This window comes from Amycolatopsis sp. NPDC006125 (assembly GCF_040614195.1).
Lineage (GTDB): Bacteria > Actinomycetota > Actinomycetes > Mycobacteriales > Pseudonocardiaceae > Amycolatopsis_E > Amycolatopsis_E tucumanensis.
Genome location: NZ_JBEXTZ010000048.1, coordinates 36,271 through 63,269, shown reverse-complemented (window position 1 = coordinate 63,269; position 26,999 = coordinate 36,271). Strand labels below are relative to the sequence as shown.

Annotated in this window: 27 protein-coding genes; 15 read left to right on the top strand and 12 right to left on the bottom strand. The window is 73.5% G+C overall.

The features are described 5' to 3' along the window. Nucleotides 1–196: 196 nt before the first annotated feature. On the top strand, nt 197–772 hold the full coding sequence (locus ABZ193_RS23990; RefSeq protein ID WP_020420913.1) for a dihydrofolate reductase family protein: 576 nt from the start codon (nt 197–199) through the stop codon (nt 770–772). Here the strand turns inward: ABZ193_RS23990 and ABZ193_RS23985 are convergent. After that, nucleotides 754–3,972: a BTAD domain-containing putative transcriptional regulator gene (locus tag ABZ193_RS23985; protein WP_354711521.1), complete on the bottom strand. Its 3,219-nt coding sequence runs from the start codon at nt 3,970–3,972 to the stop codon at nt 754–756. The genes ABZ193_RS23990 and ABZ193_RS23985 overlap by 19 nt on opposite strands. 106 nt (nt 3,973–4,078) lie before the next feature. On the opposite strand from ABZ193_RS23985, the gene ABZ193_RS23980 reads away from it, so the two are divergent. The 4 genes from ABZ193_RS23980 to ABZ193_RS23965 all read left to right on the top strand — a co-directional run bounded on the left by ABZ193_RS23980 (nt 4,079) and on the right by ABZ193_RS23965 (nt 7,225). After that, nucleotides 4,079–4,654, top strand: a complete 576-nt coding sequence (locus ABZ193_RS23980) for an NAD(P)H-dependent oxidoreductase (protein ID WP_354711520.1) — start codon at nt 4,079–4,081, stop codon at nt 4,652–4,654. Then, a complete protein-coding gene (locus tag ABZ193_RS23975) occupies nt 4,651–5,856 on the top strand; it encodes an MFS transporter (RefSeq protein WP_354711518.1) in 1,206 nt (401 codons plus the stop codon). The genes ABZ193_RS23980 and ABZ193_RS23975 overlap by 4 nt, the downstream gene beginning before the upstream one ends. A 72-nt stretch (nt 5,857–5,928) precedes the next feature. Next, nucleotides 5,929–6,534 (top strand): helix-turn-helix domain-containing protein, encoded by a 606-nt coding sequence (locus tag ABZ193_RS23970; RefSeq protein WP_027936051.1) that lies wholly within the window; start codon nt 5,929–5,931, stop codon nt 6,532–6,534. Further along, nucleotides 6,524–7,225: an SRPBCC domain-containing protein gene (locus ABZ193_RS23965; RefSeq protein WP_020419238.1), complete on the top strand. Its 702-nt coding sequence runs from the start codon at nt 6,524–6,526 to the stop codon at nt 7,223–7,225. The genes ABZ193_RS23970 and ABZ193_RS23965 overlap by 11 nt, the downstream gene beginning before the upstream one ends. Nucleotides 7,226–7,271: 46 nt before the next feature. On the opposite strand, the gene ABZ193_RS23960 is transcribed toward ABZ193_RS23965, so the two are convergent. Both ABZ193_RS23960 and ABZ193_RS23955 read right to left on the bottom strand, forming a co-directional pair. After that, nucleotides 7,272–7,865, bottom strand: a complete 594-nt coding sequence (locus ABZ193_RS23960; protein WP_020419239.1) for a GreA/GreB family elongation factor — start codon at nt 7,863–7,865, stop codon at nt 7,272–7,274. Between the two features lie 3 nt (nt 7,866–7,868). After that, on the bottom strand, nt 7,869–9,158 hold the full coding sequence (locus ABZ193_RS23955) for an FAD-dependent oxidoreductase (protein ID WP_051123566.1): 1,290 nt from the start codon (nt 9,156–9,158) through the stop codon (nt 7,869–7,871). 70 nt (nt 9,159–9,228) lie between these two features. Between ABZ193_RS23955 and ABZ193_RS23950 the strand changes: the two genes are divergently transcribed. Further along, nucleotides 9,229–10,740, top strand: a complete 1,512-nt coding sequence (locus ABZ193_RS23950; protein WP_020419241.1) for a helix-turn-helix domain-containing protein — start codon at nt 9,229–9,231, stop codon at nt 10,738–10,740. Nucleotide 10,741: 1 nt separating this feature from the next. On the opposite strand, the gene ABZ193_RS23945 is transcribed toward ABZ193_RS23950, so the two are convergent. Continuing rightward, nucleotides 10,742–11,374: a cation transporter gene (locus tag ABZ193_RS23945; protein WP_354711517.1), complete on the bottom strand. Its 633-nt coding sequence runs from the start codon at nt 11,372–11,374 to the stop codon at nt 10,742–10,744. Further along, the gene (locus ABZ193_RS23940; RefSeq protein WP_020419243.1) at nt 11,371–11,703 is read right to left on the bottom strand and encodes a metalloregulator ArsR/SmtB family transcription factor; all 333 of its coding nucleotides are present in this window, start codon (nt 11,701–11,703) and stop codon (nt 11,371–11,373) included. Before ABZ193_RS23940 ends, ABZ193_RS23945 begins: the two co-directional genes overlap by 4 nt. A gap of 179 nt (nt 11,704–11,882) precedes the next feature. On the opposite strand from ABZ193_RS23940, the gene ABZ193_RS23935 reads away from it, so the two are divergent. Both ABZ193_RS23935 and ABZ193_RS23930 read left to right on the top strand, forming a co-directional pair. Further along, on the top strand, nt 11,883–12,095 hold the full coding sequence (locus ABZ193_RS23935) for a hypothetical protein (RefSeq protein WP_020419244.1): 213 nt from the start codon (nt 11,883–11,885) through the stop codon (nt 12,093–12,095). A 79-nt stretch (nt 12,096–12,174) separates the two neighbouring features. Continuing rightward, nucleotides 12,175–12,999: a thioesterase family protein gene (locus ABZ193_RS23930; protein ID WP_237335435.1), complete on the top strand. Its 825-nt coding sequence runs from the start codon at nt 12,175–12,177 to the stop codon at nt 12,997–12,999. Nucleotides 13,000–13,027: 28 nt separating this feature from the next. Here ABZ193_RS23930 and ABZ193_RS23925 read toward each other — a convergent pair whose 3' ends face one another. Together ABZ193_RS23925 and ABZ193_RS23920 are read right to left on the bottom strand one after the other, a co-directional pair. After that, nucleotides 13,028–14,125 (bottom strand): FAD-dependent monooxygenase, encoded by a 1,098-nt coding sequence (locus tag ABZ193_RS23925; protein WP_237335436.1) that lies wholly within the window; start codon nt 14,123–14,125, stop codon nt 13,028–13,030. A gap of 71 nt (nt 14,126–14,196) precedes the next feature. Next, nucleotides 14,197–14,682, bottom strand: a complete 486-nt coding sequence (locus tag ABZ193_RS23920; protein ID WP_354711514.1) for a MarR family transcriptional regulator — start codon at nt 14,680–14,682, stop codon at nt 14,197–14,199. Nucleotides 14,683–14,778: 96 nt separating this feature from the next. On the opposite strand from ABZ193_RS23920, the gene ABZ193_RS23915 reads away from it, so the two are divergent. Genes ABZ193_RS23915 through ABZ193_RS23905 form a run of 3 tightly spaced genes read left to right on the top strand, consistent with a single transcriptional unit; the run spans nt 14,779 to nt 17,147 of the window. After that, nucleotides 14,779–15,816 (top strand): LLM class flavin-dependent oxidoreductase, encoded by a 1,038-nt coding sequence (locus ABZ193_RS23915; RefSeq protein WP_354711513.1) that lies wholly within the window; start codon nt 14,779–14,781, stop codon nt 15,814–15,816. Then, complete coding sequence (locus tag ABZ193_RS23910; RefSeq protein WP_354711511.1) at nt 15,813–16,493, top strand: NAD(P)-binding domain-containing protein; 681 nt, start codon at nt 15,813–15,815, stop codon at nt 16,491–16,493. Before ABZ193_RS23915 ends, ABZ193_RS23910 begins: the two co-directional genes overlap by 4 nt. Before the next feature lie 33 nt (nt 16,494–16,526). Further along, nucleotides 16,527–17,147: a YwqG family protein gene (locus ABZ193_RS23905; protein ID WP_354711509.1), complete on the top strand. Its 621-nt coding sequence runs from the start codon at nt 16,527–16,529 to the stop codon at nt 17,145–17,147. 7 nt (nt 17,148–17,154) lie between these two features. Here the strand turns inward: ABZ193_RS23905 and ABZ193_RS23900 are convergent, their stop codons facing one another. From ABZ193_RS23900 to ABZ193_RS23890, 3 genes are all read right to left on the bottom strand, one after another. Beyond that, entirely contained in the window at nt 17,155–18,306 is a 1,152-nt protein-coding gene (locus tag ABZ193_RS23900) for a metallophosphoesterase (protein ID WP_020419251.1), read from the bottom strand. Nucleotides 18,307–18,484: 178 nt separating this feature from the next. Further along, entirely contained in the window at nt 18,485–18,922 is a 438-nt protein-coding gene (locus tag ABZ193_RS23895) for a DUF4383 domain-containing protein (RefSeq protein WP_027936054.1), read from the bottom strand. A gap of 86 nt (nt 18,923–19,008) precedes the next feature. Further along, a complete protein-coding gene (locus ABZ193_RS23890) occupies nt 19,009–20,001 on the bottom strand; it encodes an ester cyclase (protein ID WP_237335442.1) in 993 nt (330 codons plus the stop codon). 175 nt (nt 20,002–20,176) lie between these two features. Between ABZ193_RS23890 and ABZ193_RS23885 the strand changes: the two genes are divergently transcribed. Further along, nucleotides 20,177–21,514 (top strand): MFS transporter, encoded by a 1,338-nt coding sequence (locus tag ABZ193_RS23885; protein ID WP_020419254.1) that lies wholly within the window; start codon nt 20,177–20,179, stop codon nt 21,512–21,514. Nucleotides 21,515–21,520: 6 nt separating this feature from the next. Here the strand turns inward: ABZ193_RS23885 and ABZ193_RS23880 are convergent, their stop codons facing one another. After that, the gene (locus ABZ193_RS23880; protein WP_020419255.1) at nt 21,521–22,474 is read right to left on the bottom strand and encodes a LysR family transcriptional regulator; all 954 of its coding nucleotides are present in this window, start codon (nt 22,472–22,474) and stop codon (nt 21,521–21,523) included. Between the two features lie 72 nt (nt 22,475–22,546). Here ABZ193_RS23880 and hisD point away from each other — a divergent pair, with 72 nt between their 5' ends. Together hisD and ABZ193_RS23870 are read left to right on the top strand one after the other, a co-directional pair. Then, entirely contained in the window at nt 22,547–23,875 is a 1,329-nt protein-coding gene (gene hisD / locus ABZ193_RS23875; RefSeq protein WP_354711508.1) for a histidinol dehydrogenase, read from the top strand. Further along, nucleotides 23,875–24,738, top strand: a complete 864-nt coding sequence (locus tag ABZ193_RS23870; RefSeq protein WP_020419257.1) for a carbon-nitrogen hydrolase family protein — start codon at nt 23,875–23,877, stop codon at nt 24,736–24,738. Before hisD ends, ABZ193_RS23870 begins: the two co-directional genes overlap by 1 nt. A gap of 3 nt (nt 24,739–24,741) precedes the next feature. Here the strand turns inward: ABZ193_RS23870 and ABZ193_RS23865 are convergent, their stop codons facing one another. Then, nucleotides 24,742–25,737 (bottom strand): LacI family DNA-binding transcriptional regulator, encoded by a 996-nt coding sequence (locus ABZ193_RS23865; protein ID WP_020419258.1) that lies wholly within the window; start codon nt 25,735–25,737, stop codon nt 24,742–24,744. 118 nt (nt 25,738–25,855) lie between these two features. On the opposite strand from ABZ193_RS23865, the gene ABZ193_RS23860 reads away from it, so the two are divergent. Further along, nucleotides 25,856–26,998, top strand: a complete 1,143-nt coding sequence (locus ABZ193_RS23860; RefSeq protein WP_354711507.1) for a cupin domain-containing protein — start codon at nt 25,856–25,858, stop codon at nt 26,996–26,998. The last annotated feature ends 1 nt before the right edge of the window (nt 26,999 follow it).

The window sequence follows — 26,999 nt, the reverse complement described above, 5'->3', positions numbered from 1 at the left end:
TCTTTTCTTTTGGGCCCCCCCCCCCCCGTGGGTGTTCGTGTGGCCGCCGGGGGGTGGGGGGGGGGGGGCCGGGCCCCCCCCCCCCCCCCCCCACAGCCCGGCCGCCGGAAAAAAACTTCGCGGAAGGTGTCGATTCCGGCGATGCTCGATCGATGCACTGATGAAAGCACCGCCGGATGAACCCGAGGAGTCCTCCATGCGCACCCTGATCACCACCGCGTTCGTCTCGCTCGACGGCGTCGTCGAAGCCCCTGGCGGCGAGCCGGGCTACCGGAACTCCGGCTGGACCTTCCAGGGCATCGAGTTCGACGCGGCGGCCTACGAGATCAAGGCCCGCGAGCAGGACGAGGCCGCCGCGATGCTGCTGGGCCGCGTCAGCTACCAGGCGTTCTCCCCGGTGTGGCCGGGGATGACCGAGGAGTTCCCCCGCTACAACGCGATGCCGAAGTACGTCGTGTCGACCACGCTGAAGGAGGAGGAACTCGTCACGAACTGGGGCGAGATCACCATCCTGCGGTCGCTGGACGACGTGGCGGCGCTGAAGGAGACCGAGGGCGGGCCGATCACCGTCCACGGCAGCGCCACGCTCAACCGCAACCTCTCCGACGCCGGCCTGATCGACCGGTACCACCTGCTGGTGTTCCCGGTCCTGCTCGGCGCGGGCAAGCGGCTGTTCAGCGACACCGACAAGGACAAGCAGGGCCTGAAGCTGCTGGAGAGCGAGTCCTACTCGAACGGCATCCAGAAGCTGGTCTACGACGTGGTCCGCTGATCCAGCGGCAGGCCGGACGGCGGGATGCGCCTGCCGCGGTCGAACTCCTCGGCGAAGGCGGCTTCGCCGAGGAGCCGGCGCGCCGCGGCGGTGATGCGGTCCACGTCGAACCGTTCGGCCGCCGGCAGCGGCGCGCCCGCCGACTCCCTGGCCGCCGCGGCCACGCCGAGCAGGCAGGCCGCCCGGTCCGGTTCGCCGGCCAGCACGTGCGCCCCGGCCAGACCTTCCAGCGCGATCGCCACCGCGCGGGGGTCGCCGGTCGCGCGCGCCGCGTCCAGCCCTTCGCGGTGCAGTGACCACGCCGCTGCCGCGTCGCCGCGCTGCTCGGCGGCGAACCCCAGTTCCGCGAGGGCGAACGCGATCCCGACCCAGTAGTTGATGCGGCGCTCCCACGCGAGCACGTTCCGCAGGTGCTCCTCGGCGACGTCGAGCAGGCCCCGGCGGCGGGCGGACATCCCGAGCCCGCCCCGCGCCAGGTTGATCCCCGGTTCGTAGGCGTGTTCCGTGGCCAGCCGCAGGGCCCGGCGGGACAGGTCCTCCGCGGCGGCGTGGTCGGAGCCGAGCAGGGCCAGCCGCCCGAGGCGGGACAGCTCGTGGGACGCCACCGGCCACAACCCCAGTTCCTCCGCCTTGCGCAGCGCTTCCCGGTGCAGCCGCGCGGACCGTTCGTGGTCGCCGCCGATCTCGGCCAGCACGCCGAGCAGGCTCGCCGTCTGCACCTGGCCCCACCGGTCACCCAGGTCGGCGAACAACGCCGCGGCCTCAGCGCCGTCGCGCGCGGCCGCGTTCAGGTCGCCCCGCAGCATCGCCTGGTCGGCGCGGGCCCACAGCGTCGCGGCCAGGCCCCAGCGGTCGCCGAGTTTCCGGAAGGCCGCGCCGGCGCGGTCGATCAGCGCGGCGGCGGCGTCCGGCGCGCCGCTGCGCCCGACGAACCCGAACAACCACTGCGCCCTGGCCAGTGCCGCCGCGTCGCCTGCTTTGGCGAGCACCTCGGTGCTGTCCCGCATCGGGTCGGTGTGCCTGCCGGTGAGGAACCCCATCGCCGCCTGCCACGCCGTCGCCTCCGCCCTGGCGCCGCCCGGCGCGTCCCCCGGCACGGCCAGCGCGCGGGTGATCCACCGGTGCGCCTCCTGGTGCTTGCCGCGCAGGAACCAGTACCAGGCCGCGGCGTTGACCAAGCGCAACGCCGTGGCGGCGTCGTCCTGCCCGACGGCGGTGGCGAGCGCGGCCCGCAGGTTCGCCGACTCGGCGTCCATCCGTTCCAGCCACGTCCGCTGGTCGTGGCCGCGCAACCGGTCGGCGGCCTGTTCGGCGAACCCGGCGTAGTACCCGGCGTGCCGCTGGCGGATCAGCTCCGCCTCGCCCGACTCCTGAAGCCGTTCCCGGCCGTAGGCGGCGACGGTTTCCAGCAGGCGGTAGCGCGTGTCCCCGGTCGTGTCGGCCACGACCAGCGACCGGTCGACCAGGCCGGCGAGCACCTCCAGCACGTCGCCCGCCGGCTCGCCCGCGCACACGTGCTCGGCGGCCGCGAGCGTGCAGCCGTCGGCGTGCACGGCCAGCCGCGACAGGACCGCGCGTTCGGCGGCCGACAGCAGGTCCCAGCTCCAGTCCATCATCGCGCGCAGCGTCCGCTGCCGGGCCGGGGCCGTCCGCCTGCCCGCGGTGAGGACGCGGAAGCGGTCCTCCAGGCGCAGGGCCAGATCGTGCACGCCCAGCGCCCGCACCCGGGTGGCGGCGAGTTCGATGGCCAGCGGGAGCCCGTCCAGCGTGCGGCAGATCGCCGCGACGGCGCGCTGGTTGTCGGCGCGGAGCGCGAACCCCGGGGCGGACGCGGCCGCGCGGGCGACGAACAACCGCACTGCGCTGGATTCCGCCAGCCGGGCCGGATCCGCGTCCGCCGGGCCGGGCAGGTCCAGGGGTGGCACCGGCCAGAGCCGTTCCCCGGTGACGCCCAGCGGTTCGCGGCTGGTCGCCAGGACGACGAGGCCGGGGGAGGCGCGCACCAGCGCCTCGGCCACCCGCGCCACCGGTGCGATCAGGTGCTCGCAGTTGTCCAGCACGAGCAGCAACCGCTTGTGCCGCAACGCTTCCGCGAGCCGTCGCAGTGGCGGCGTGTGCCCGGCGGCGGGCGGGAGGACCAGCGCCGCGTCGTCCCGGATGCCCAGTGCCGAGGTGACGAGGTCCGCGATCGCGGCGTCCGGGTCCCGGTCGCCGGACCGCGCGAACCCGGCGAGTTCGACCAGCCACGTGCCGTCCGGGAACCGGTTCGCCGACTCGCGCGCCGCGGCCAGGGCGAGCTGCGTCTTGCCGACCCCGCCCGGTCCGGTCAGCGTGACCACCCGGTCCGCGGCCAGCAGGGCCGACACCGCGTCGATGGCCTCGGCCCTGCCGATCAGGTCGGTGACCGGTTCGGGGAGGTTGGTGACGGGCCGGCGCACGGGCCGCGCGGCCTCCAGCGCGGGGTCCCGCCGCAGGATGGCCTGGTGCAACCGGGCGAGCTCCGCGCCGGGTTCCAGCCCGAGCTCCTCGACGAGACGGGTCCGCAGCCGGTCGTAGGCCTCCAGCGCCTCCGCCTGCCTGCCGGCCTGGTAGAGCGCGCGCATCCGCAACCCGTGCAGTCGCTCGCGCAGCGGGTGCGCGGCGATGAGGTCGCCCAGCTCGCCCGCGACCAGGTCGTGCTCGCCGAGCGCGAGCCGCGCCTCGATCCGGTCTTCGAGCGCGGTCAGCCGCAGGTCGTGCAGCCGGGTGATCGCCGGGACGGCGAAGTGCGCGCCGGCGAAGTCGGCGAAGGCGTCCCCGCGCCACAACGACAACGCTTCGCCGAGCAGGGCAGCGCGGTCCGCGGGCGACTCCGCCGCCCGTGCCGCTGAGACCAGGTTCGTGAACCGGTTCGCGTCGACCGCGTCCGGCTCCACGTCGAGCAGGTAACCGGCGGGCCGGGACACCACGAGTTCCCTGGCGCCGGGCGCGGCCCGCTCCAGCGCGCTGCGCAGCTGCGAGACCTTGACCTGCAGGGCGGCCGCGGGATCGCGGGGCGGGTCCAGCTCCCACAGGTCCTCGATCAGCCGGTGCGCGGGGACCGGCTCGCCGGCGTGGATGAGCAGGTCGGCCAGCAGCGCCCGGACCTTGGCCCCCGGGACGACGACGGCCTCCCCCTCGGCGGTCCGCACCTCCAGCGGACCCAGCACCCCGAACCGCACGCCGCCAGCCTACGGGCGCGGCGACCGTAAGCGGACGAAAAGGTCACGGTAAGCGCGGCCCCGCAGAGTCGGGATCGAGAGCGATCACCCGACGAGGGAGCACCTGATGACTCACGACGCGAAGCCGGTCCGCGTGCTCGGCATCTCCGGCAGCCTGCGCGCCGCCTCCCACAGCACCACCCTGCTGCGCGGGCTGCGGACGCCGCCGGGCGCGGAACTGGACCTGTGGACGGGGCTGGCGGACGTGCAGCCGTTCAACGAGGACCACGAGGCGGAGCCGGGGCCGGGCGTGCTGGCCCTGCGCGAGGCGATCGCCGGCGCCGACGCCCTGTTGATCGCCACCCCGGAGTACAACAGCAGCCTGCCCGGGCAGTTGAAGAACGCGCTGGACTGGGCGTCCCGCCCGTATGGCGAGGGCGTGCTGGTGGGCAAGCCGGTGGCCGTGGCGGGCGTGAGCCCGAGCGACTACGGCGCCGAGTGGTCCCAGGCGGAGCTGCGGCAGGTGCTGTCCGCCATCGGGGCGCAGGTGGTGGAGCGCCGGCTGTGCGTGCCCCGCGCGGACAACGCGTTCGACCCGGACGGCGCGCTGCGCGACGCGGACCTGCGCGCCACGCTGGCCGCGCTGCTCGACGACCTCGCCGCCGCCGCGCGCGGGGCGCTGACCGGGGCGGGCCGGTCGTGACGACCTCGCCGGACCGCGCCGCGGCGGTGTCGCCGGCCCGGGCGGGCCGGGTGGGCGCGCCGTGGCTGGCGCTGCTGGCCGGGCCGCTGTCGCTGGGCATCGCGGGACCGGCCCTCGTCCTCGGGGAGGTCGCCGGTGATCTCGGCGTCGGGATCCCCGCGGCGACCTGGCTGGTGACGGCCTTCGGCTGGGGTGTCGCGGTGGGCACGCCGCTGATGGCCGGGCTCCTGGCCCGCCGGGGCGTCCGCGCCGTCCTCGCGGTGTGCGGGCTGCTCGTGGCCGCGGGCGCGCTGCTCGTGGTGGCCGGGCCGGCGCTGCCGCTGCTGGTCGTGGGGAGCGCGGCGCAGGCGCTGGGCTGCGCCGGGCTGACGGTGACGGCGATGAACCTCGCCGATTCGGCGCGGCGCATGGGGATCGTCACCGCCTCGCTCGCCGTGGTGGGCTCGGTCAGCCCGCTCGCCGGTCAGGTCGTCGCCGATCTGGCGTCCTGGCGCGCCACGCTCGCGCTGCCGGTGGTCAGCCTGCTCGCGGTGCCTGCCGCCGCGAGGCGCGCGTCGCCGCCGGAGCCGCCGGGCTCCCGGTTCGACGTGCCTGGCGCGGCGCTGGTGACCGCGCTGGTCACCGCCCTGGTGGCCGTCCCGCACTGGCCTGCGCCCGCCGCGGCCGCCGCCGTGGTCACCGTGCTGCTGCTGATCGTGCGCCTGCGGGCCCGGCCGGACGGTTTCCTGCCCGCGGCGCTGGCCCGCTCGCCCCGGTTCCTCGGCCTGTGCGGGGTGGGGCTGGCGCTCGCCGTGGTCAACTTCGGCATCCTGTACGCCGCACCCACGCTGCTGGCCCGGCACACCGGCTGGACGCCCGCGCAGATCGGCACCGTGATGGTGGCGCCCTACCTGCTCGGCGGCGCGTTGTCCTGGCTGGTGGTGGCGGCGTCCGGCCGGATGCGGCCCGGCGTGGTGACCGCGCTGCTGATCGGCGCGGCCACCGCGGCGACGGTGGTGATCTCCTTCGCCGGGGCGACGCCGGTGCTGCTGGCGGGCATGGCGGCCGGGTCGCTGGCGGCGGCCTCGGGGCAGGGGGTGTTCGCGGTGTACGCGGGCGCGGTCGCCGAGGAGCACCGGCCGACGGCGGTCGGTCTGCTCAACCTCTGCTACCTCCTCGGCGCCGCCTTCGGCCCGGCGATCACCGCGCTGATGTCCGCTTAGGACACACCTGTCGCCGAACCGACAACATCGATCGTCTTGACAAAGAAACTTGTCGGTGCCACGCTCGGCGGCATGATGGACGTCGCAGTGATAGACGAGCCCTCCGTGGCCGCCGCGGCGCTGGAACCGGTGCGGGCGCGGCTGCTGCACGAGCTCGCCGAACCCGGGTCCGCGTCGTCGCTCGCCGCGAAGGTCGGGCTCACCAGGCAGAAGGTGAACTACTACCTGCGCGACCTGGAGAAGCACGGCTTGGTCGGTCTGGTCGAGGAGCGCCGCAAGGGCAACATGACCGAGCGCGTGCTGCGCGCGACCGCCGAGGCGTACGTGATCTCGCCGTCGGCCACCGGGCCGGTGGCGCCGGACCCGGGCCGCGCGCCGGACCGGCTCTCCGCCCGCTGGCTGCTCGCCGTGGCCGCCCGCCTCGTGCAGGACGTCGGGGCGCTGATCGGCGCCGGGGCGAAGGCGGGCAAGCGGGTCGCGACCTTCGCGCTCGACGGCGAGGTCCGCTTCGCCAGCGCGGCGGACCGGGCCGCGTTCACCCAGGAGTTGTCCGACGCGGTCGCGGGACTGGTGGCCAAGTACCACGACGAAACCGCCGCCCGGGGGCGCAGGCACCGGCTCGTGCTGGCGATCCATCCCGCGATGACCCGTACCGAGGAGGCGAACGATGGGGCGTGAATTCGAACTGCCCAAGGAGATCGAACTGCCGGCGTCACCCGAGGAGGTGTGGCAGGCGATCGCCACCGGACCGGGCATGGCGGCCTGGTTCATGCCGATGGAGATCGACCCGGACAGCGCCCAGGTCGCCGAGTGGAGCCCGCCGCACCGGCTGTTCGTCCGCACCCCGGAGGCCCCGGACGGCAGCACGCAGGCCTTCCAGTACCTGATCGAGGGCAGGGACGGCGGCACCAGCGTGCTCCGGTTCGTCCACAGTGGCGTCCTCGGCGACGACTGGGACGGCGAGTACGAGGGCATGACCAGCAGTGGCTGGGACATGTACCTGTTCACACTCGGCGAGTACCTGCGGCACTTCCGCGGCCGCCCCGCCACCTACGCGGAGGCCGAGGCCCCCGCGCCCGGCGGCTGGGACCGGCTGCTGCGCGCGCTCGGCACGGCGCGGCTCGGCTCCCCGGTCAAGATCGACCTGCCCGGCGGTCCGTCGCTGGAGGGCGAGGTGGACTACGTGACCGCGAAGTTCGTCGGCCTGCGCACGCCCGACGCGCTGGTCCGCTTCCACGAGCGCTCCGCGGTCGGCCTGCCGATCGCGGTCAGCGACCACCACTACGGCGAAACCGGCGATCCGCAGGACCGCGCCGGCTCCTGGCAACGCTGGCTCGCCGCGACCGTCGGCGATGGGGCTCCACTCTGACGCCGCGCCGCACCCGCAGCGGTGACCGGCACCCGGTCTGACGCGCTCAGGCCGAGTGCCTGCCGTAGGGCACCGCGCGGAGCAGCGTCACCCGCACCGTCGCGCCGCTCGGCACCGTGTAGGTGCGGGTCTCGCCCTGGCGGGCGCCGGTCAGGGCGCGGCCCAGCGGCGAGCCGGGGGAGTACACCTCCAGGTCGTCGCCCGCGCCGTCGCGCACGCCGAGCAGGAAGGTCTCCGGCTCGGGGTCGTCGTCGAACCGGACCGTCAGCACCATGCCCGGTTCGGCGACGCCGTCGTCGGGCGGCGTCTGGCCGACCACGGCGCGGCGCAGCAGGTCCTCCAGCTCACGCGTGCGCGCCTTTCGCTGCCGCAGAGCCATTTCCCGGTCTTCCGGATCGTCGTCCTCCGGGCCGCGCAACGCGGACAGCTCCGCGCTCAGGCGCGCGTACGCCTCCTCGGTCAGCCACACGGTGTCCATCGCGTTACCTCCTTCGTTCGGCCGGGCGGCGGTGCGCCGCCGGAGCAGCGTGGCGTTGGCGTCGTCGGCGAAACCGGCCGCGACGCGCAGCAGGATGTCCCGTTCCACGCGCAGCAGCGCGTTCTCCGCGCGCAGGAACTCCAGGTCCTCGGTGGATCCCATGGCTCACCGCAGCGGGTCGAACGGCCGCAGGGACTCCGGCTGCTTGCCGGTGACGACCTGTTCGGCAAGCAGCTTCCCGGTGACCGGCCCCTGCGTGAGCCCCCACATGCCGTGCCCGCCCGCGACGAACACCCCTGGCTCGGCGGTGGCGCCGATGAGCGGGAGCCCGTCGCTGCTGACCGGCCGCGGGCCCACCCACGTGTCGCTGCGCTCGGCCCACCGCACGCCCTCGAAGAACGGCGCCGCGGACCGCACGATCGCCTCCACGCGCCGCTCGTCGGGCGGGTCGTCGGGGCCGCGGAACTCCATCGTCCCGGCCACGCGCATCGCGCCGCGGTAGGGCGTGCACGCGACGCGCACCGTGGGCAGGTACACCGGTTGCGCCAGCGGCGTCTCGGTGGGCACCGTGAAGGAGTAGCCGCGCCCGGCCCGCACCGGCACGCGCACGCCGAGTTTCCCGGCAAGGCGGCTGATCCACGCCCCCGTCGCGAGGACGGCGACGTTGGCCGAGAAGCTCACGTTGTCGCGGGACACGACCGTCACCGCGTGCCGGTGCGAGCGGACCGACCGCACGTCGAACCCGGCGCGGATGGTGCCGCCGCGGTGGCGCACCGAGTCCGCGAGCGCCCGCACGAACCGGCCCGGGTCGACGTAGCGCTGGCCGGGCAGGTCGATCCCGGCGCCCGCGTGGCCGGACAGTTGCGGCAGTCGCGCGCGGACCTGCGCCGCGGTCAGGCCGGTGTGGTCGGCGCGGGCCCCGGCCGCGGTGAAGCGCCGCAGCTCGGCCAGCAGTCCCGCGGCCGCGCCTGCGGATTCGAACACCGCGGTGATCGGGGCCTCGACGGTCTCCGCCGCCACGCCGCCGCGAACGAGGGTGTCGAAGGCGTCCAGGCAGTCGTCGTTCAGCGCCAGGTTGGCGGCCACCACCCGGCGCCACGCCGGCCAGGTGCAGTGCGCGGCGAACCGCAGCAGGAACGACCACAGCGCCGGGTCGGCGGACGGCGGCACGTGCAGCGGCGCGTCCCGCCGGACGAGCGAGGCGAACCCGGTGCGCCGCACCCCCGGTTCGTTGAGCGGGATCGCCAGCCCGGGCGAGAGCCAGCCCGCGTTGCCCCGGGACGCGCCGGCCGCGACGCCCGTGCGGTCCAGCACGGTCACCCGCACCCCGTGTTCCTGCAGGAACCACGCCGTCGACAGCCCGACGATCCCCGCGCCGACCACGACGGCGGAGCGTGGTCCCTGAGCGCTCTCGTCCACCGGCAACCTCCCTGACTTTCGCCTCCCCCCGAGCATCGCCCGCCCGCGGAAGCCACCGGGTGTCCGGATCGCACAAGTTGCCGGGTTGTGCTTGTAGGGTGGGCACATGGTCAAGCTCGACCGCCTGATCACGATCCTCGGCAGCTACGGCGCCCGCCTGTGCGGATCCGCCGACCGCGAAGCCGGGCTGCGCAGCGTCGCGCTGCACGACCCGGTGCGGCAGGAGTCCCCGGTCGGCGACATCTTCCTCGCCGTCGGCGTGCCGACGGTGGCCGAGGCGATCCGGCTCGCGCGGCAGGCCAGGGCGGTCGTGCTGGTCGTGCGGACCACCGAGGACCCGGCGCCGGACCTGCTGCGCAACGCGGACGGGATCGCCGTGCTCGTGGTCGAGCCGAGCGTGTCCTGGAGCCAGGTCGCCGGCGTGGTCTACGGGCTGGTGCTGGAGGGGCGGGAGACCGAGTCCGGCCGCGGCCCGGCCGACCTGTCCGCGCTGGCCGACACGATCGCCGCCGCGGTCGGCGGGCCGGTCACCATCGAGGACCAGCTGTCCAGGGTGATGGCCTACTCCAGCGAGCAACGCGAAGCCGACCCGGTGCGGCAGGACACGATCCTGGGCCGCCGCGTGCCGGACCGGGTGCGGGCCCTGTTCGAACGGCAGGGCGTGTTCACCCACCTCGCGCGGTCGGACGAGCCGTTGTTCGTGCCTGCCGCGCCCGAGCACGGCCTGCACGGCCGCTCGGTCGTCGCGGTACGCGCGGGCCGGGAGCTGCTGGGATCGTTGTGGGTGTCGTGCACCGCCCCGCTGGACGCGGCGCGCGCGAGCATCCTCGTCGACGGGGCGCGCACGGTGGCGCTGCACCTGCTGCGGTGGCGGGTCAGCGCGGACCTCGAACGGCAGGTGGAGTCCGAGCTGGTCATCCAGCTCCTCGAAGGCGACCCGGACGCGGACGCGGTCGTCCGGAAACTGGGCCTGCCCGCGTCCGGGCTGCGGGTCGTCGCGGTGCGGGCGCACACCGAGGCCGAACGCAACGCCGGGCTGCTGCTGGCGTTCGAGCGCGCCACCACCGGGTTCGGGTGGTCACGGGTCGGGCGCAGCACGTTGTTCGGCAACACCGTCTACACCGTGCTGCCCGCCGCCGATCCCGCGCCCGCGTTCCACTGGGTGCGGCAGCTGGTCGCCGGCCTGCCCGCGCACCTGCGGATCGTCGCGGGCGTGTCCGGGGAGTGCGAGGTCGCGGAGCTGCCGTCCGGGCGCCGGGAGTCCGACGAGTGCCTGACCCTGCACGACCGGCGCGGCAACGGGGAAGCCGTCTGCTACGACGAATCCTGGCACCAGGTGCTGCTGCAACGCCTGCGGTCGGCCGCGGCGACCGGTCGCATTCCCGCCCGCGGTCCGGTGGCGCGGCTGGCCGGGCACGAGGCGCCCGAGCTGCTGCCGACGTTGCGCGCCTGGCTGGAGGCGCAGGGCGACCTCGGCCGCGCCGCCGCGGTGCTGGGCGTCCACCAGAACACGGTCCGCAACCGTTTGCGCCGCGTCACGGCGGCGGTGCCGGGGCTGGACCTGGACGATCCGGCGCAGCGCCTGGCGATGCTGATCGCCATGGCCGTGCACGAGTAGTTCAGCAGCAGTGCTCGCCGCGCCAGGCTTCGCGGCCTTCCTTCACCGCGACCGCGGCGATCACCAGCGCCACCACCGGATCGGCCCACCACCAGCCGAGCAGCGAGTTGAGCAGCAGGCCCACCAGCAGCACGCCGGACAGGTACGTGCACAACAGGGTCTGCTTGGAGTCGGCGACGGCGCTGGCGGAGCCGAGCTCGCGGCCCGCGCGGCGCTGGGCGTAGGACAGGAACGGCATGACGACGAGCGACACCGCGGCCAGCGCGATCCCGACGGTCGAGTGCGCGGCCGGTTCCGCGCCGAGCAGGCTGCGCACCGACTCGACGGTGACGTAGGCGGCGAGCGCGAAGAACGACACCGCGATGACCTTCAGCGCCGTCCGCTCGCGGGCCTCCGGGTCGGCGCCGGAGAACTGCCAGGCCACGGCGGCGGCGGAGGCGACCTCGATCACCGAGTCCAGGCCGAAGCCGATCAGTGCCGTCGACGAGGCGACCGTGCCCGCGGAGATCGCGACCACGGCTTCGACGACGTTGTAGGTGATCGTGGCCGCGACGAGCAGCCGCACCCGGCGGGACAGCACAGCCCGCCGCCCGGTCGGCGCGGGGGCGCAGCAGTGGTCGGCGTGCTCGCTCATCCGGTGGCGCCCGCGGAGTTCAGGCAGGGCTCGCCGGGATCCACCGCCAGTACGACGTGCACCAGCTCGCCCAGCGCCTTCTTCAGGTGCGGGTCGGCCAGCTCGTAGCGCACCTGCCGCCCCTCGTAGGTGGCGACGACCAGGCCACAGCCGCGGAGGCAGGCCAGGTGGTTGGACACGTTGGAGCGGGACAGGTTCAGCTGGCCGGCCAGCCGGCCGGGGTAGTGGACGCCGTCCAGCAGGGCCACCAGGATGCGGCACCGCGTGGGGTCGGCGAGCGCCCGGCCCAGCCGGGCCAGCGCCGCGCCGCGGGTCTCACAGGTCAGCATGGGGACAACAGTACAGCGATCGCTGACCTATTGGAAGCGCCGGGTCATCGAGACCACTTAGGACCGTCTACAAAGGTCTCGGCCGGGGCGGCCCCGCGATGCGGCGTTGACCAAAGTCCCGTCAGGTACCGGGTCCAACGGCCGTGGTCGCCGAGCCGGGAGCGGATCAGGCTGGTGGGGTGACGCAGGAACCGGAACCGCACCCCAGCCCGGCCGACCACGACCTGGAGGTCGTCGAGGCGATCCTGGAGGTCGTCGCCCGCCACGGGGCCGGGCCGTACCCCGTCGACGACCTGGCGAGCCTCACCGGTCTGGACGCCGACGAGGTGTGGCGGGTGATGGAGCAGCTCGTCGAGGCGGGCCTGGCCACCCGGCACGGCCCGGCCGCGTGACGGGCGTGACGTTGCCGGCACGCGGGCGGTGTGTGCGAGGCTGCGGGTAGCCAACGCACCAGCACCGAAGGAACCGAGCGTGACCGACCAAGCCACCACCACTTTCGCCGACGTCAGCCGCGTCGAGGAGGTCGCCCCGGGGCGCTTCACCGCCGCCGCCCACCCCGAGTGGACCATCGGCGGCAAGCCCAACGGCGGCTACCTCCTGGCGATGCTCGGTCGCGCGGCGACCTACTCGGGGGCGCACCGCGACGTGCTCGCGGCCAGTGCGCACTACCTGCGTGCGCCGGAGCCGGGTCCGGTGGAGCTGGGTGTGGAGGTGCTGCGGACCGGCCGTTCGGCGAGCCAGGTGCGGGCCCGCCTGACCCAGGGTGGCACGCCGTGTGTGGAGGCGATGTTCACGCTCGGTGCGCTGGACGCGGAGTCGAAGCCGTACTGGAGCGAGGGCATGCCGGAGCCGGAGGGGCGCGAGTACGCCGACTGCGTGCCGGTCACCGGCCCGGCCGGGGGTGGTCCGGGTCCGGTCATCATGGACCAGGTCGACCTGCGCATCCAGCCCGAGGACCTCGGCTTCGGCCGGGGCGCCCCTAGCGGGGCCGGGGTGCTGCGTGGCTGGCTGGGCCTGCCCGGCGGCGCGGACTTCGATCCGCTGTCCCTGCTCTACGCCGTGGACGCCTTCCCGCCCGCGACGCTGGACATCGCGCTCACCGGTTGGGTGCCGACGCTGGAGCTGACTGCCTACGTGCGTGCGCTGCCCGCCCCCGGGCCGGTGCGGGTGCTGCACAAGGCGCAGCTGATCGAGGGCAACCGCGTCGACGAGGTGTGCCTGGTGTGGGACAGCCGCGGCCGCCTGGTCGCCCAGGCCACCCAGCTGGCCGGCATCCGCCTCGACCCGCCCGCCTGAGGCGCCCTCTTCAGCCGATGCGCACTGCTCAGCCGGCGAACGAGCGGCTGAACCGTTGTCCGGACTCGACCAGTTCACGCGCCCGTCCCAGCGAGCGTTCCTGGTAGCTGCGCAGGGCGGCCGGGATCGCGTCGGCGCGGGCTTCGGCCACGGCCTTGGCGACCTCGTCGGCGAGCACTTCGGCGTCGGTGAGCGCGACCCCGAACCCGCGGCCGGTCATCGGGGTGGACACGTGCGCGGCGTCGCCGACCAGCGCGATCCGGCCGCGCACGAGCCGGTCCGGGACGTACTCGGCGACCGGGGTGCCGGTGACCCCGCCGCGGCGCAGGCAGGCGCGCACCGCTTCCCGCCACGCCGCCGGCCACTGCGCGGCCTCGGCGTCGAGTTCGGCGATCAGGCTCGCCGGCAGGTCCGCCGGCCGTAGCGAGTGCTGGACCACGTCGCCGTCGACGCACCCGGTGGCACGCAGCAGGTCGTTGCGGCGCGGGTCGAACCAGGCCCAGCCCAGGCGACGGCGGCCGGGCGGCGCGGACTCGGCCAGCGGGTAGCCGAGGAGGCAGTCGGTGCCTGCGTCGAAGATGTCCATGCCGGGCGGCCAGGCTTCCAGGTCGAGTTCCGTTTCCTCGGCGATGCCGAGCCAGATGACGTACCCGGCGAAGGTCGCGTCGGGGCGCTCGGGGGCGACGGCGCGGCGGACCACGCTGCGGTGCCCATCGGCGCCCACCACGAGATCGCCGCGGTGGATCGCGCCGTCCGCGGTGCGCGCCCACGCCGAGGTCGCGTCCTGGCCGGCCTCGACGACGCGGGCGCCGTGGACGAGGTCGATGTGCGGGTCCGCCTCGGCGGCGCGGCGCAGCAGGTCGTGCGCCTGTGCCCAGCTCTGCAGGTGGAGGCGCGAGCCGTCCAGGGCGGCGGCGGTGGCCTCGGGGCCGGCGAGGCCGTCCGGGCCGAGGAGCCGGTGCAGGTTGCTCTCGGCGCCGCCCAGGGCCGCGCCGCTGCGGGGCTGCGGGCCGGAGCGTTCGAGGACCGTCACCGTGATGCCGAACTTGGCCAGGCCCAGGGCGGCCATCAGGCCGGCGAGCGACCCCCCGACGACGACGGCCGCTGCGTGATCAGTGGTGCGCATGCCCCCAGTCAACGTCGGCGGCCCGCGCCGTGGCAGGACCGTTCTTGCCTGGGACCGGGACTACCAGGCGGTCACGGGCGACGCCCGCGACGGGCGGCGAGCCGCTCGCCCAGTGCCGCTGCGATCTCGCCCGCCGCGGCGAGTTGGTCGGGGCTCAGCGCGTCGACGAAGAGTTCGCGCACCGCGGTCAGGTGGGGGACCGTGGCGGCGCGGAAGGCGGCCGCGCCCTCGGCGGTGAGGACGACCTCGGCTCCCCGGCTGTCGGTGGCGCAGTGCTCCCGCCGGATCAGGCCGCGCCGTTCCATGCGGCCGAGGTGGTGCGACAGCCGGCTGCGTTCCCAGCCGACGCCGTCGGCCAGCTGCGAGGACCGCAGCCGCTGCCCGTCCGCCTCGGTCAGGGCGAGCAGGACCGTGTAGTCGCCGGAGGACAGGCCCGCCTCGCTCTGCAGCCGCGAGCCGAGCTCGCCGCGCAGCGCCTCCGCGGTCTCGATGAACCCGCGCCACACCCGCAACTCGCCGGTGGTGGGCAGGACCCGGTGCCGTCGTGCTGGACTCATTCCGACCTCCTGATTGACATGTCAATCATACCGGCGTATGACGGGTGATGACAGATTGACGTGTCAATTACTTGGCGCTCACGGAGGAGCCTTCTGATGTCTGATCTGGTGTTCGGGCTCGACACGTTCGGCGACGTGCCCGAGGACGACGACGGCCGTCCGCTGTCGCATGCCCAGGCGATCCGGCAGGTCGTGGACGAGGCCGTGCTGGCCGACGAGATCGGCGTGGACGTGATCGCGCTCGGCGAGCACCACCGCTCCGAGTACTCGATCTCCTCGCCGGAGACGGTGCTGGCCGGCATCGCCACCCGCACGTCGCGGATCCACCTGTCCTCCGGTGTGACCGTGCTCAGTTCCGACGACCCGGTGCGCGTGTTCCAGCGCTTCGCCACGGTCGACGCGCTGTCGAACGGGCGCGCCGAGGTGATCCTCGGCCGGGGTTCGTTCACCGAGTCGTTCCCGCTGTTCGGTTACGACCTGGCCGACTACGACAAGCTGTTCGAGGAGAAGATCGAGCTGTTCGCGCGGCTGCTGGACGAGAAGCCGGTGACCTGGAGCGGCACGCTCCGCCCGGCGCTGGAGGACGCCGACGTCTACCCGAAGACGGAGTCGGGGCGCCTGACGACGTGGGTCGGGGTGGGCGGCTCGCCGCAGTCGGTGGTCCGCACCGCGCACTACGGCCTGCCGCTGATGCTCGCGATCATCGGCGGCCCGCCGAAGCGGTTCGCGCCGTACCTGGACCTGTACCGCAGGGCGGCGGGGGAGTTCGGCACGACCGCCCACCCCGTCGGCATGCACTCGCCGGGGTTCGTCGCCGACACCGACGAGCAGGCTCGCGAGGTGTTCTGGCCGCGGTACCGGGTGATCCGCGACCGGATCGGGCGCCAGCGCGGCTGGCCGCCGATCCGCCGCGAGGAGTACGACGCCGAAATCGAGCACGGCTCGCTCTACATCGGATCGCCGGAGACGGTCGCCCGCAAGATCGCCCGCGCGGTGACGGACCTGGGCGTGGGCCGGTTCGACATGATCTACAGCAGCGGTTCGCAGCCGGCGAGCGCGCGCCTGCGGGCGGTGGAGCTGTACGGCACCAAGGTGATCCCGATGGTTCGCGACATCCTGTCGGAGGCGGAATGACCACCATCGGCATCCTCGGCGCAGGCAAGGTGGGCACGGTGCTGGCGCGGCTCGCGCTCGCGGCCGGGTACCGCGTGCTCATCGCCGGTTCGGGCGCTCCGGAGAAGATCGCGCTGACCGTCGACGTCCTCACGCCGGGCGCGATCGCGACCACTGCAGCGGAGGCGGCTGCCGAGGCCGATGTCGTGATCTTGGCTCTGCCGCTGGGCAAGTACCGCGAGATTCCCGCCGAGGCGCTGGCGGGCAAGCTGGTCGTGGATGCCATGAACTACTGGTGGGAGGTCGACGGCATCCGCGACGACCTCGACGACCCGCGCACCTCGTCGAGCGAGACAGTGCAGTCCTTTGTGGCCGGTGCTCGCGTCGTGAAGGCCTTCAACCACATGGGTTACCACGACCTGGAGGACGGCGCCCGCCCCACCGGAACCGCGGACCGCAAGGCGATCGCCATTGCCGGCGACGACCCGGCGGATGTCGCGGCGGTCGCGGAACTGGTCGACGCACTCGGCTTCGACCCGGTCACCGCCGGGCCGCTCGCCGAGGGTGTGCGCCTCGAACCGGGCTCGGAAGCCTTCGGAGCCAACGTCACCGCCACCGAACTCCGCGCGATCCTCGACCATTTCCCGGACTCCGAACGGGGACGGCAGGTCGCGAAGGCGCGCGGGCTCGACGGGTGACCCCGGTTGGGCCCTACGTGCGAAACTGGCGAGGTGTCAGACTTCGCGGAGCTACGGGAAACGCACCGGCGTAAAGTCCGGGCGGCCGGTCTGGGCGAGTTCGCCGATGAGCTCGTAGTGGCTTCCTTGCCGAGTGTCCGGCTGCTGCCCGCCCGAGGTCCGCACCGCACCCGGCTCGGCGGCGATCCCGAACTGCCTCCCGCGACGCCGTGGCCGCGTGCCGGCCACACGCCACTCAGCTTCGTCGCCCAGCTGGACCTGTCCGAGATGGCCCCGTACGACGCGGAAGGCATCCTGCCGGCCGACGGCTTGCTGTCCTTCTTCTACGACGCGATCCATCAGCCCTGGGGTTTCGACCCGGCGCACCGGGACTCGGCGACGGTCCTGTTCACACCCGGCGACGCCGAGGTGGAGACCCGGCAGGCGCCGTCGGACCTGCCCGCGAACGGGCGGTTTTCGCCGGTTCCACTGCGGCCACAGGCGGACTGGACGTTCGTGCCCTGGGAGTCCGCCATCGCCGATTCGCTGGGGATGACCAGGCGCACGTTCATCGACGAGAAGCCGGTCATCCGCCGCTCGTTCTACTGGGTCAGGCACGAGGACCTGCTCGCGCGGGCGTGGGACCGGAGCTGGCTCGTGCTGCAGTGCGCGTAGGCCGGGCTCAGCCGCGGGTCAGCTCGATGACCGTGACCTCCGGGCGCGCCCCGATGCGCATCGGCGGGCCCCAATAGCCCGCGCCGGCCGTTACGTAGAGCTGCGTGTCGCCGTGGCGGGAGAGGCCTTCGACCGCCGGCTGGTCCAGCCGGATGGCGTAGTCGAAGGGCCAGAGCTGCCCGCCGTGGGTGTGGCCGGACAGTTGCAGGTCCACGCCGGCCGCGCGGGCCTGTTCGACCTGCACCGGCTGGTGGGCCAGCAGCACGAGCGGGACGTTGTCGTCCCGGCCGTCGAGCGCGGCGTCGAGGTTCGCGCCGTGGCCGGGCAGTCCGGAGCGCGCGGCGGTGCGGTCGTCGATGCCGGCCAGGTCGAAGGTCACGCCCCCGCGGCCGAGCGGGACACGTTCGTTGCGCAGCACGTCCACCCCGAGGGTCGGCAGGTGCCGCAGCCAGGCCTCGGTGTCGACGAAGTACTCGTGGTTGCCCGTGACGAAGTAGACGCCCTGCCCGCTGACCAGGTCGGCCAGCGGGGCGACGTCCTCGCGCAGCTCGTGCAGCTCGCCGTCGACCAGGTCGCCCACGATGGCCACGGCGTCCGGCCGCTGGGCGTTGACCGTCTCGACCAGGCGCTCGAACCGGCCGCCGCCGTAGGTGGTGGACAGGTGCCCGTCGGAGAAGGTGACGATGCGGTAGCCCTCCAGCGCGGGGTCGAGGCCGGCGATCGCGATGGGCACCCGGCGCACCACGGGCGCGGAGTTGGCCAGCACGGCCCCGGTGCCCGCGGTGCCGACCGCGACAGCCCCGGCGGTGAGCGCCAGCGAGCGGGCCAGGAACAGCCGCCGCGACGGGTCCGGCGGCGCCTCCACGGCACCGGGGCCGGACGCGGCGGGCATCGCGCGCCGCCGCCGGTTCAGCAGCCAGCGCACCGGTTCGAGCACCAGCAACGCCAGGAACGCGTAGAGCGCCAGGCCGAGCCAGCTGTAGGCGACCCAGTCCAGCGGAACCTGCGCGGACCAGGGCAGCACGCGGCGCCCGATCACGGCGGCCGCGGGCAGCACGGCGAGGACGACGGTGAGCACGGTCAGCCGCCGCCGCGCCCGCCCGGCGACGGTGGTGGCGCGGACCAGCCGGAACCACAGGTAGCCGTGCAGCACGAGCATCGCGGCGAGGACGACGAGGCCGAAGAGGATGGCGGTCAGGACGTGCTCCAGGCGGCTGGGACGGACACGAACGGGTCAACCGTATCGGCGTGGTCCGCGCCGGTGCGCCAGGGGAGCAGCCCTCCGGGACCGCGTGCCCGGCCGCGGCGGGCCATCAAGGGTGCGGCTTTACGCCGACTCAAGCGCCGCGGCCTCGGGTGGTGACGACGCCGAGCACGATCATTGCGACGCCGAGGACCAGGTGCAGCCAGTTGTCCGCGTTGTTGACCGGGACGAAGTTGGCCGCGCTCGCCTCTTCCACGACCAGCCCGTACAGCCACAGGACCAGGTAGATCGCGCCGCCGCCGACCAGGTAGGCGCGGGCGGCACCGGCGCTGCGCGACATCGCCAGGCCGGCGACCCCGAACAGCAGGTGCACGGCGTTGTGCAGGACCGACACCGAGAACACGCCGAGCAGCATCGCCCTGGAGTGGTGCCCGGCGAAGGTCAGGTCGTCGTAGCCGGTGGTGATGCCTGGGACGAAGCCGAGCACTCCGACCAGGAGGAACACCGCCCCCACGGCTCCCGCCGCGACGCGCACGGGGCTGGTCTTGGACGCAGTGGTGGATCGGGACATGGTGCTCACCTCGTCTGGCTGGATCGGATCGGTCGCCAGCCATTCGTCGCGCCCCGTGGTCCGGATGGGTGCCGGGGCGCGGCGCGTCAGTAGATGTTCGTGTCCGTGAACGAGCTCTCGTGGCTGTTGATCTGCGCCCGCAGCGCGATCTGGTCGAACACGCGGATCTCGCGGGTGATGCGCCCGCCCTGAACCAGGAACTGCGACACCCCGAGCAGGTCCACCGGCTGGCCGGTGAGCGGCCCGAACTCCGGCACGCCCCGGTAGGACCCTTGCATCACCCACAGCACGGCGATGCGCAGCCCGGCGTAGCGCTCCGCGTAGTTGGTCTGGATGTCGCGCACCTCGAACCGCGCGTCGGGGAACGGCGCGATCTGGGTGAGCAGCTCCCGCTGGTACCCGTCGGGGCGCAGGACCGTCCGGTCGCCGATCGTGTGCAGGAACAGGTCGCGCGGCATGAAATCGGTGACCTTGTGCAGCCGCCGCGCGTTCCACACCTCCTCGATGAACTCCAGCACCATCTCGCACTCGGGCCGGTGGTCGTCCGGGCGCGGGCCGCTGTCGCCCGCGGTCAGGACGTCCGCCGGCGCCGGCTTGGTCATCGAGCCCTCGTACCCGCGGAACCGCAAGCCGCGCGCGACCTCGGCCGGGTCCAGCCCGAGCTGCAGGCAGTCGGCGAGATCGTCCCGCACTACCCATTCCTCGACCATCCGCCCGCGCCGGTAGAGGCAGTTGGCGATGGTGCGCTTGCGGATCGGCACCTCGACGCCGTTCACGATGTGCGTGTCCGCGGAGAAGACGAGGTGCGAGCTGAGGAACGCGTCGTCGCCGCGGGCCTCCCACACCACGTCCTCGGCCTGGCCCACGTGCTGCGGCACCTGCGCGATCCGCATCAGGCTGCCTTCGATCACGCCGTCCCTGCCGACGACCGTGCCGAGGCCACCGTGGACGATCGAGTCCGGCTCGTAGTTGTCGGTGATGTAGGAGATGTCGCGCTGGACCCAGATCCGGTCGGTCACCTCGCGGATGAAGTCGTCCGGGTCCTCGTAGGGCTGGTAGGCGACCGGATCGAGGGGCATGGCGTCGTCCTTTCCGTGGCTGGGCCGGGGCACGCCGACTGTATCCGTATGCATGATCGTCGGCAAGAGCGAACAAGCGGCTGTGATCTGCGTCTTGACCGCTTCGCTTCGCCCACCTATGTTGCAGTCCATACGTATGCAAACGGCTCAGCCGTTGTGGCACAATGGAGGTGTCATGTCCACCGTCGCGCCGACCACAGCCGCGTCCACGGACGCGCCCGGACGTCGGAAGACGATCCGGCGCACGATCATCGCCGGCAGCATCGGCAACTTCGTCGAACAGTTCGACTACGGGTTGTACGGCTACATGGCACCCGTCCTCGCCTCGTCGTTCTTCCCGGCGAGCGACCACACCGCGAGCGTGCTCAGTGCGTACGCGGTGATCGCGATCGCCTGCCTGGTCCGCCCGCTCGGCGGGACCCTGCTCGGCAGGTGGGGCGACCGGTTCGGGCGCAAGAAGGTCCTGCTGTGGACCGTGGTGTTCATGGGCATCTCCACGGCCGCGATCGGCGTGCTGCCAACCTACGGCCAGATCGGGCTGGCCGCGCCGCTGATCCTGTTGCTGCTGCGCGTGGTGCAGGGCATGGTGGCCGGCGGCGAGTACGTCGGCGCCGTCGCGTTCGTGGTCGAGTGGGCCGAGCCGCGCCGTCGCGGGTTCTACACCTCGTTCGCCTCCAACAGCTGCTTCCTGGGCATCCTCGCCGGAGCCGGGGTGGCCGCGCTGATGAGCGCGGTGTTCACGGACGAGGCGCTGCACAGCTGGGGCTGGCGGATCCCGTTCCTGGCGGTGCTGCCGCTGTGCCTGATCGGGGTCTGGCTGCGCAGCCGGATCGAGGAGACGCCGGAGTTCGTCGCCGCGACCGAGCACGGCACCAACGTCGTCGCGGCGCCGTTCCGCGAGGCCCTGCGCTCCCAGTGGCGGCCGATCCTGGTGTTCTGCGGCGCTTCGATCATGCTGGCGATCCTGTCCTACACCTGGGTCACCTTCTACCCGGAGTACCTGTCCGACACGCTCGGGCTGTCCAAGTCGGCCGCGTGGCTGTCCAACATGATCTCGGTCGCCGTGCTGATCCCGCTGCTGCCCGTCGCCGGCGCGATCTCCGACCGGATCGGGCGTAAGCCGATGCTGATCACCGGCGCGGTGGCGTGCATCGTGCTGGTGCCGCTGGCGTTCTGGGTGGGCCAGCACGGCACGTTCGGCGCCGCGGTGGTGAGCCAGCTGATCTACATCATCCCGGAGTTCTTCCTGACCGGCATCGTCACGGTGTGCGCGGCGGAGCTGTTCGCGACCCGCACCCGGTTCAGCGCCAGCTCGATCGCCTACAACAGCTCGTTCTCGATCTTCATGGGCATCACGCCGTTCGTCGCGACGCTGCTGGTGTCGACGTTCGGCACGATCTACGCCGTGTGGGTCTACCTCGCGGTGGCCGCGGTGCTGGCGCTGGTGGTGATCACCTTCTTCATGACGGAGACCTACCGCAGCGAGCTCGCCGCGGACAAGTTCGCCCGCTGAGTCCACTCAGGACACCGGCGGCTCCTCCCGTGCCGGGAGGGGCCGCCGGTGTTCGAGCATGTCGTTGCGCATCAGCAGGTCCACCGCGAGTCGGGCGAGTTCTTCGGTGGCGGGGGAGAGCCTGCTGTGCTCCCGCCGGACGAGGGCGAACGTGTTGTGCAGCGGCGGGTCGAAGGTCGTGGTGTGCAGGCGCAGGCCCTCGGTGCGCACGAGCCGTTCGGCCACCGCGCGGGACAGGAACGTGTCGCCGAGCCCGCGGGCGACCAGGTGCAGTGCCGCCTGGGCCTGCTCGACCTCGATGAACGGCTCGATCCGCACCCCGGCGACCTGGGCCCGCTCGGTCAGCTGCAGCCGGTCCGGGTCGGCCTGCCCCACGTGCGCGTCGTAGAGGACGAGGCGCCGCCGCGCCATCGTCTCGATGTCCACCGGTGCCGCGACGTGGTCGGGATCCGCCGACACGTAGAGCACCTCGTCGCGGGCGAGCGGCGTGATCTCCAGCCCGGCCGGGGTGACCGGCAGGACGACGATGCCCGCCTCCAGGTCCCCGGCCGCGACCGCCTCGGCGACGAGCGCGGCGTTGACCCCGACCAGCCGGACCCGCACGTCCGGGTGCGCGGCGGCGAACCGCTCGCCGAGCTCGGCCAGCAGGTAGAAGTCGGCATTGCGGAACAGGCCGAACGAGGCCACGCCGCCGGTCAGCCCGCGCACCGCCTTCACCGTGTCCTCGGCGTTGCGCGCCGCGCTCACCGTCTGTTGCGCGTGCGGCAGCAGTTGCGCGCCCGCGGGTGTGAGCGTCAGCCGACGCCCGCCGCGGTGGAAGAGCTGCAGCCCGCACTCCTCCTCCAGCCTGCGCACCAATTCCGAGATCGCCGCCTGGGTGTAGCCGAGCGCGGCGCCTGCCGCCGTGAACGAGCCGAGTTCGGCCGCCGCGACGAGTGCGCGCAGCTGCGTCAGAGTCACAAGGAAATCCTATAGGTGTCCCAACGGAAGACAAGGTGGTCCTGTGTCCGGTGTGGAGCTAGCTTTCCGGGCATGTACTTCACCGAAGCCACCCAGCGCCGCTTCGCCGGCCGGTTCACCGTCGTCAAGGAGCCCGCGGCCGGGGGCGCCCCGGCTCAGCGCGACGCGGGCGTCATCGACACCGTGACCCGCATGCTCGACCGGATCCGCGCCGAGGGACTCGACGCCGTCACCCGCTACGCCGCCGAACTCGACGGCTACGACGGCAGGCCGCTGGAGATCTCCCGCGAGGAGATGCGCCGCAGCGGCGACGCGCTGCCCGGCGACCTGCGCGCGGCCATCGAACTCGGCGCCGCCCGCACCGCGGCGTTCGCCAAGGCGTCCCGGGACGCGCTGAAGGATCTGGAGGTCGAGCTCGAACCGGGCCTGGTCGCCGGGTACCGCTACGTTCCGGTGCAGCGCGTCGGCGCCTACCTCCCGGCGGGCCGGTTCCCGCTGACCGCGAGCGCGTTCATGACCGTCAACGTCGCCAAGGCCGCCGGGGTCCCGTCGGTCGTCGCGTGCACCCCGCCGCAGCCGGACGGCGGCCCCAACCCCGCCGTGCTCTACGCCGCGTACGTGTCCGGTGTGGACCGGGTCTTCCTGCTGGGCGGGGTGCAGGCGCTCGCCTCGATGGCCTACGGCCTGGTCGGGGACGCGCCGGCAGACATGCTCGTCGGCGCGGGCAACGCGTTCGTGGCCGAGGCGAAGCGCCAGCTGTTCGGCACGGTCGCGATCGACCTGCTCGCCGGACCGTCCGAAGTGGCCGTGATCGCCGACGAGACCGCGGATCCCGAGCTCGTCGCCGCCGACCTGCTCGGCCAGGCCGAGCACGGCCCGGACTCGCCCGCGGCGCTGATCACGACGAACGCCGACCTGGCCGCCCAGGTGTCCGCCGAGATCGACCGCCAGCTCGCGACGCTGGCCACCGCGCCGATCGCGGGCCCGGCCTGGCGCGACCACGGTTCGATCACCGTGGCCGCCGACCGGGAGACCGCGGCGGCGCTGATGGACGACCTCGCGCCGGAGCACCTGGAGATCCAGACCGCCGACGACGGCTGGTACCACGAGCACCTGACCGCCTACGGCTCGCTGTTCCTCGGGCCGTGGAGCACCGTCGCCTACTCCGACAAGGGCATGGCCGGGACCAACCACGTGCTGCCCACCGCGGGCGGCGCCCGGCACGGCGCCGGGTTGTCGGTGTCCCGGTTCCTCCGCCCGCTGACCTACCAGCGGGTCGCCCGCGAGGCCACGCCCGCGCTCGCCGGCGCCGTCGAGGTGATCTCCGCTTCGGAGGGCATGGCGGCCCACCGCGCCACCGCCACCCTGCGCACGCAGCGGCTGGCATTGCAGGAGGCCTGATGGGACGGCCGCTCACCCTCGCGCTCGCCCAGGTGCCGGGTCGCACCGATCTCGACGGGCTCGCCGCGCACGCCACGGCCACGATGCGGCGGTTCCCGGGCACCCGGCTGCTGGCCTACCCGGAACTGCACCTCACGGGCGAGTCCGAATTGGACACAGTGGACAGCGTGGAACCACTGACCGGGCCACGGCACCGGTGCTTCGCCGAGCTGGCCGGGGACCTCGGCGTGTGGCTGTGCCCGGGCAGCGTCGCCGAGCTCGGGGACGACGGGCACGTCTACGACACGGCGGTGGTGTATTCGCCGGAGGGTGAGCTGGCCGCCGCCTACCGCAAGGTGTTCCCGTGGCGCCCGCACGAGCCGTTCCGGCCGGGCCGGGAGTTCGTCGTGTTCGCCATCCCGGGCGTCGGTCGCGTCGGGCTGTCCGTCTGCTACGACGCCTGGTTCCCCGAGGTCACCCGGCACCTGGCGTGGCTGGGCGCGGAGCTGGTGCTCAACGTGGTGCGCACCGACACCGCCGACCGCGCCCAGGAGATCGTGCTCGCCCGCGCCAACGCGATCGTCAACCAGGTGTTCGTCGCGAGCGTCAACGCGGCCGGCCCGACCGGTCTCGGGCACTCGGTGCTGGCCGGGCCGGAGGGGCAGGTGCTCGCCGAGTTGCCCGGCGCGGCCGCCGGGGTGCTCACCGCCGTGGTCGACCTGGACGCGGTGACCGCCGTGCGGCGGCACGGCAGCTTCGGCGTCACCCGCGTGTGGGACCAGCTGCGGGAGGGCGACGAGCCGATCCCGATGCCGCTCTACGGCGGCGCGCTCACGCCGGCGGCCTGGGCCGCGGCGGAACAGCGGCGGACCGCGGAGGCGTGAGGGTCACCGCGCCGCGTGCGTCCCCCGCGGCACCAGCTCCGGGGCGAACGTCACGCGGCGCGGCGCCTCCTCCGCGCTGCCGGAGATGCGTTCGACCAGCAGGTCCGCGGCCGCCTGGGCCATCCCGTCGAGGTCGTGGCGGACCGTGGTGAGGTCGAACGTCTCCCAGGACGCCATCGGCAGGTCGTCGAACCCGATGACGGTCAGGTCGCCGGGCACGTCGATCCCCAGGCGGCGCGCGGCGTTCATCGCGCCGATCGCGATCACGTCGTTGCCGCAGAAGACCGCGCTGGGACGGGAGTCCCCGGCCATCAGGTCGAGCAGGCCCTGGTAGCCGGTGCCGTAGTCGAACGGCCCGCGCCGCACGCGGTGCCGCGGCAGGCCGACCCCGGCCTCCGACAGACCCACCCGGAACCCCAGTTCGCGGTCCCGCCCGGTGGTGGTCTCCGCGGGCCCGCCGATCAGGGCGACGTCGGTGTGGCCGAGCCGCACGATCTCCTCGGCGACGAGCCGCCCGCCCGCCTCGTTGTCCACCACCGCGGCGTCGGCCTTGTCGTTGCCGGTCTCCCGGTTGAGGAACACGAACGGCAGCCCGCGCCGGGTCAGCTCGGCGGGCAGGGCGGAGCCGATGACCGCCGTGGTGAGCACGACGCCGTCGATGGAGCGGTCCAGCAGCCGCTCGGTCTCCAGCGCGGTTTCGCTGCGCTCGGTGAACAGCATCATCCGGTAGCCGTGCCGTTCGAGCGTGTCGTGCAGCGGGCCGATCAGGTGCGGGTAGAAGGGGTTGGTCAGGTCGGTGACCACCACGCCGATGCGGCGGGTCGAGCGCGTGGACAGGCTCCGGCCCGCCTCGCTTGGCACGTACCCGAGCGCTTCGGCCGCTTCGCGCACCCGTTCTCGGGTGGCCGCGGAGACCCGGTGGTCGCCGCGCAGCGCCCGCGAGACCGTCGGCTGGGAGACCCCGGCGAGCCGGGCCACGTCATGGCTCGTGATCGACATCGGCGCCCTCCCCGGTCCGGCCCTGTGCATACGCATCCTAGCCGAATCGACCCCTTGACAGGCAACCGTGGGGATGATGGCATGCATACGTATTAACAACGACGTTGCGGAGGGTGTCATGGTCAACGGCGAGGGGCGGGTCACGGCGGAGGAGCTGCGGCGCCGGACGATCCGGCGGGCCGATTTCGTGTCCTGCAACCAGGCGTTCATCGACTGCCGGACCCCGGGTTCGGACCGCAAGGAGAACTACTCGATGATCGGCCCGGGGGTGACGCAGAACCCGAACCAGGTGGTGAACCTGCGCGAGCCGCACGGGTTCAACATCGGTGCCGCGGCGATGCCGCACGGCATCACCAACAACCTGCACCTGCACTTCACGGCCGAGGTGTTCCTGTGCTTCCGCGGCGAGTTCCTGCTCCGCTGGGGCGCCGACGGCGACGAGGGCGAACTGGTGCTCCGCGAGGGCGACATCGCCTCGATCCCGACGTGGATCTTCCGCGGGTTCACCAACATCGGCCCCGACGACGGCTGGCTGTTCACCGTGCTCGGCCACGACGACACCGGCGGCATCATCTGGGGCCCGTCGGTGCTGCGCGAGGCCGAGGGCCACGGCCTGTACCTGACCGCGGACAACCGGCTCGTCGACACCGTCGCCGGCGACGAGGTGCCCGACCCGGCCGAGCTGGTCCGGCCGATGGCCGCCGAGGACATCGACGCACTGCCCTCCTACGACGCCGGCCGGATGCGCCGGCGGGTGGCCACCGCCGGCGACCTGCGGTGGTCCTCGCGGGCTCTGCTGGGCAGCGTCCTGCCCGGCGGGCGCGCCGAACTGGCCGCGGTGATCGGGTTCGGCATGACCGAGGACCGCGACCAGGAACCACGCGTCTACCAGCCGCACGGGCACAACGTGGCATGGCTGCGGGCGGAGCCGGGCGAGGGCGTGCTGCTGCACCGCCACGACGAGACGCAGGTCCTGATGGTGAAGGACGGCGAGTGGGAGGTGACGCTCAACCGGCACGACGAGGTGAGCGTGCGGCTGGGCCCGTGGGACATGCTGTCCGTGCCGCGCGGGGCGTGGCGCAGCATCCGCAACGTGTCCGACTCGACGGCCAGCCTGCTCGTCGTCAACAGCGGGGACGGGCGCGTGCGCCTGGAGTGGGACGACGAGGTCGTCAAAGCGGCCGCCGACGCCGGGGTGGGCGTGGACCACAACGGCTACCTCGCGCCCTACCACCTGCTGCCGCGGCCGGCCGGGCGGTGAC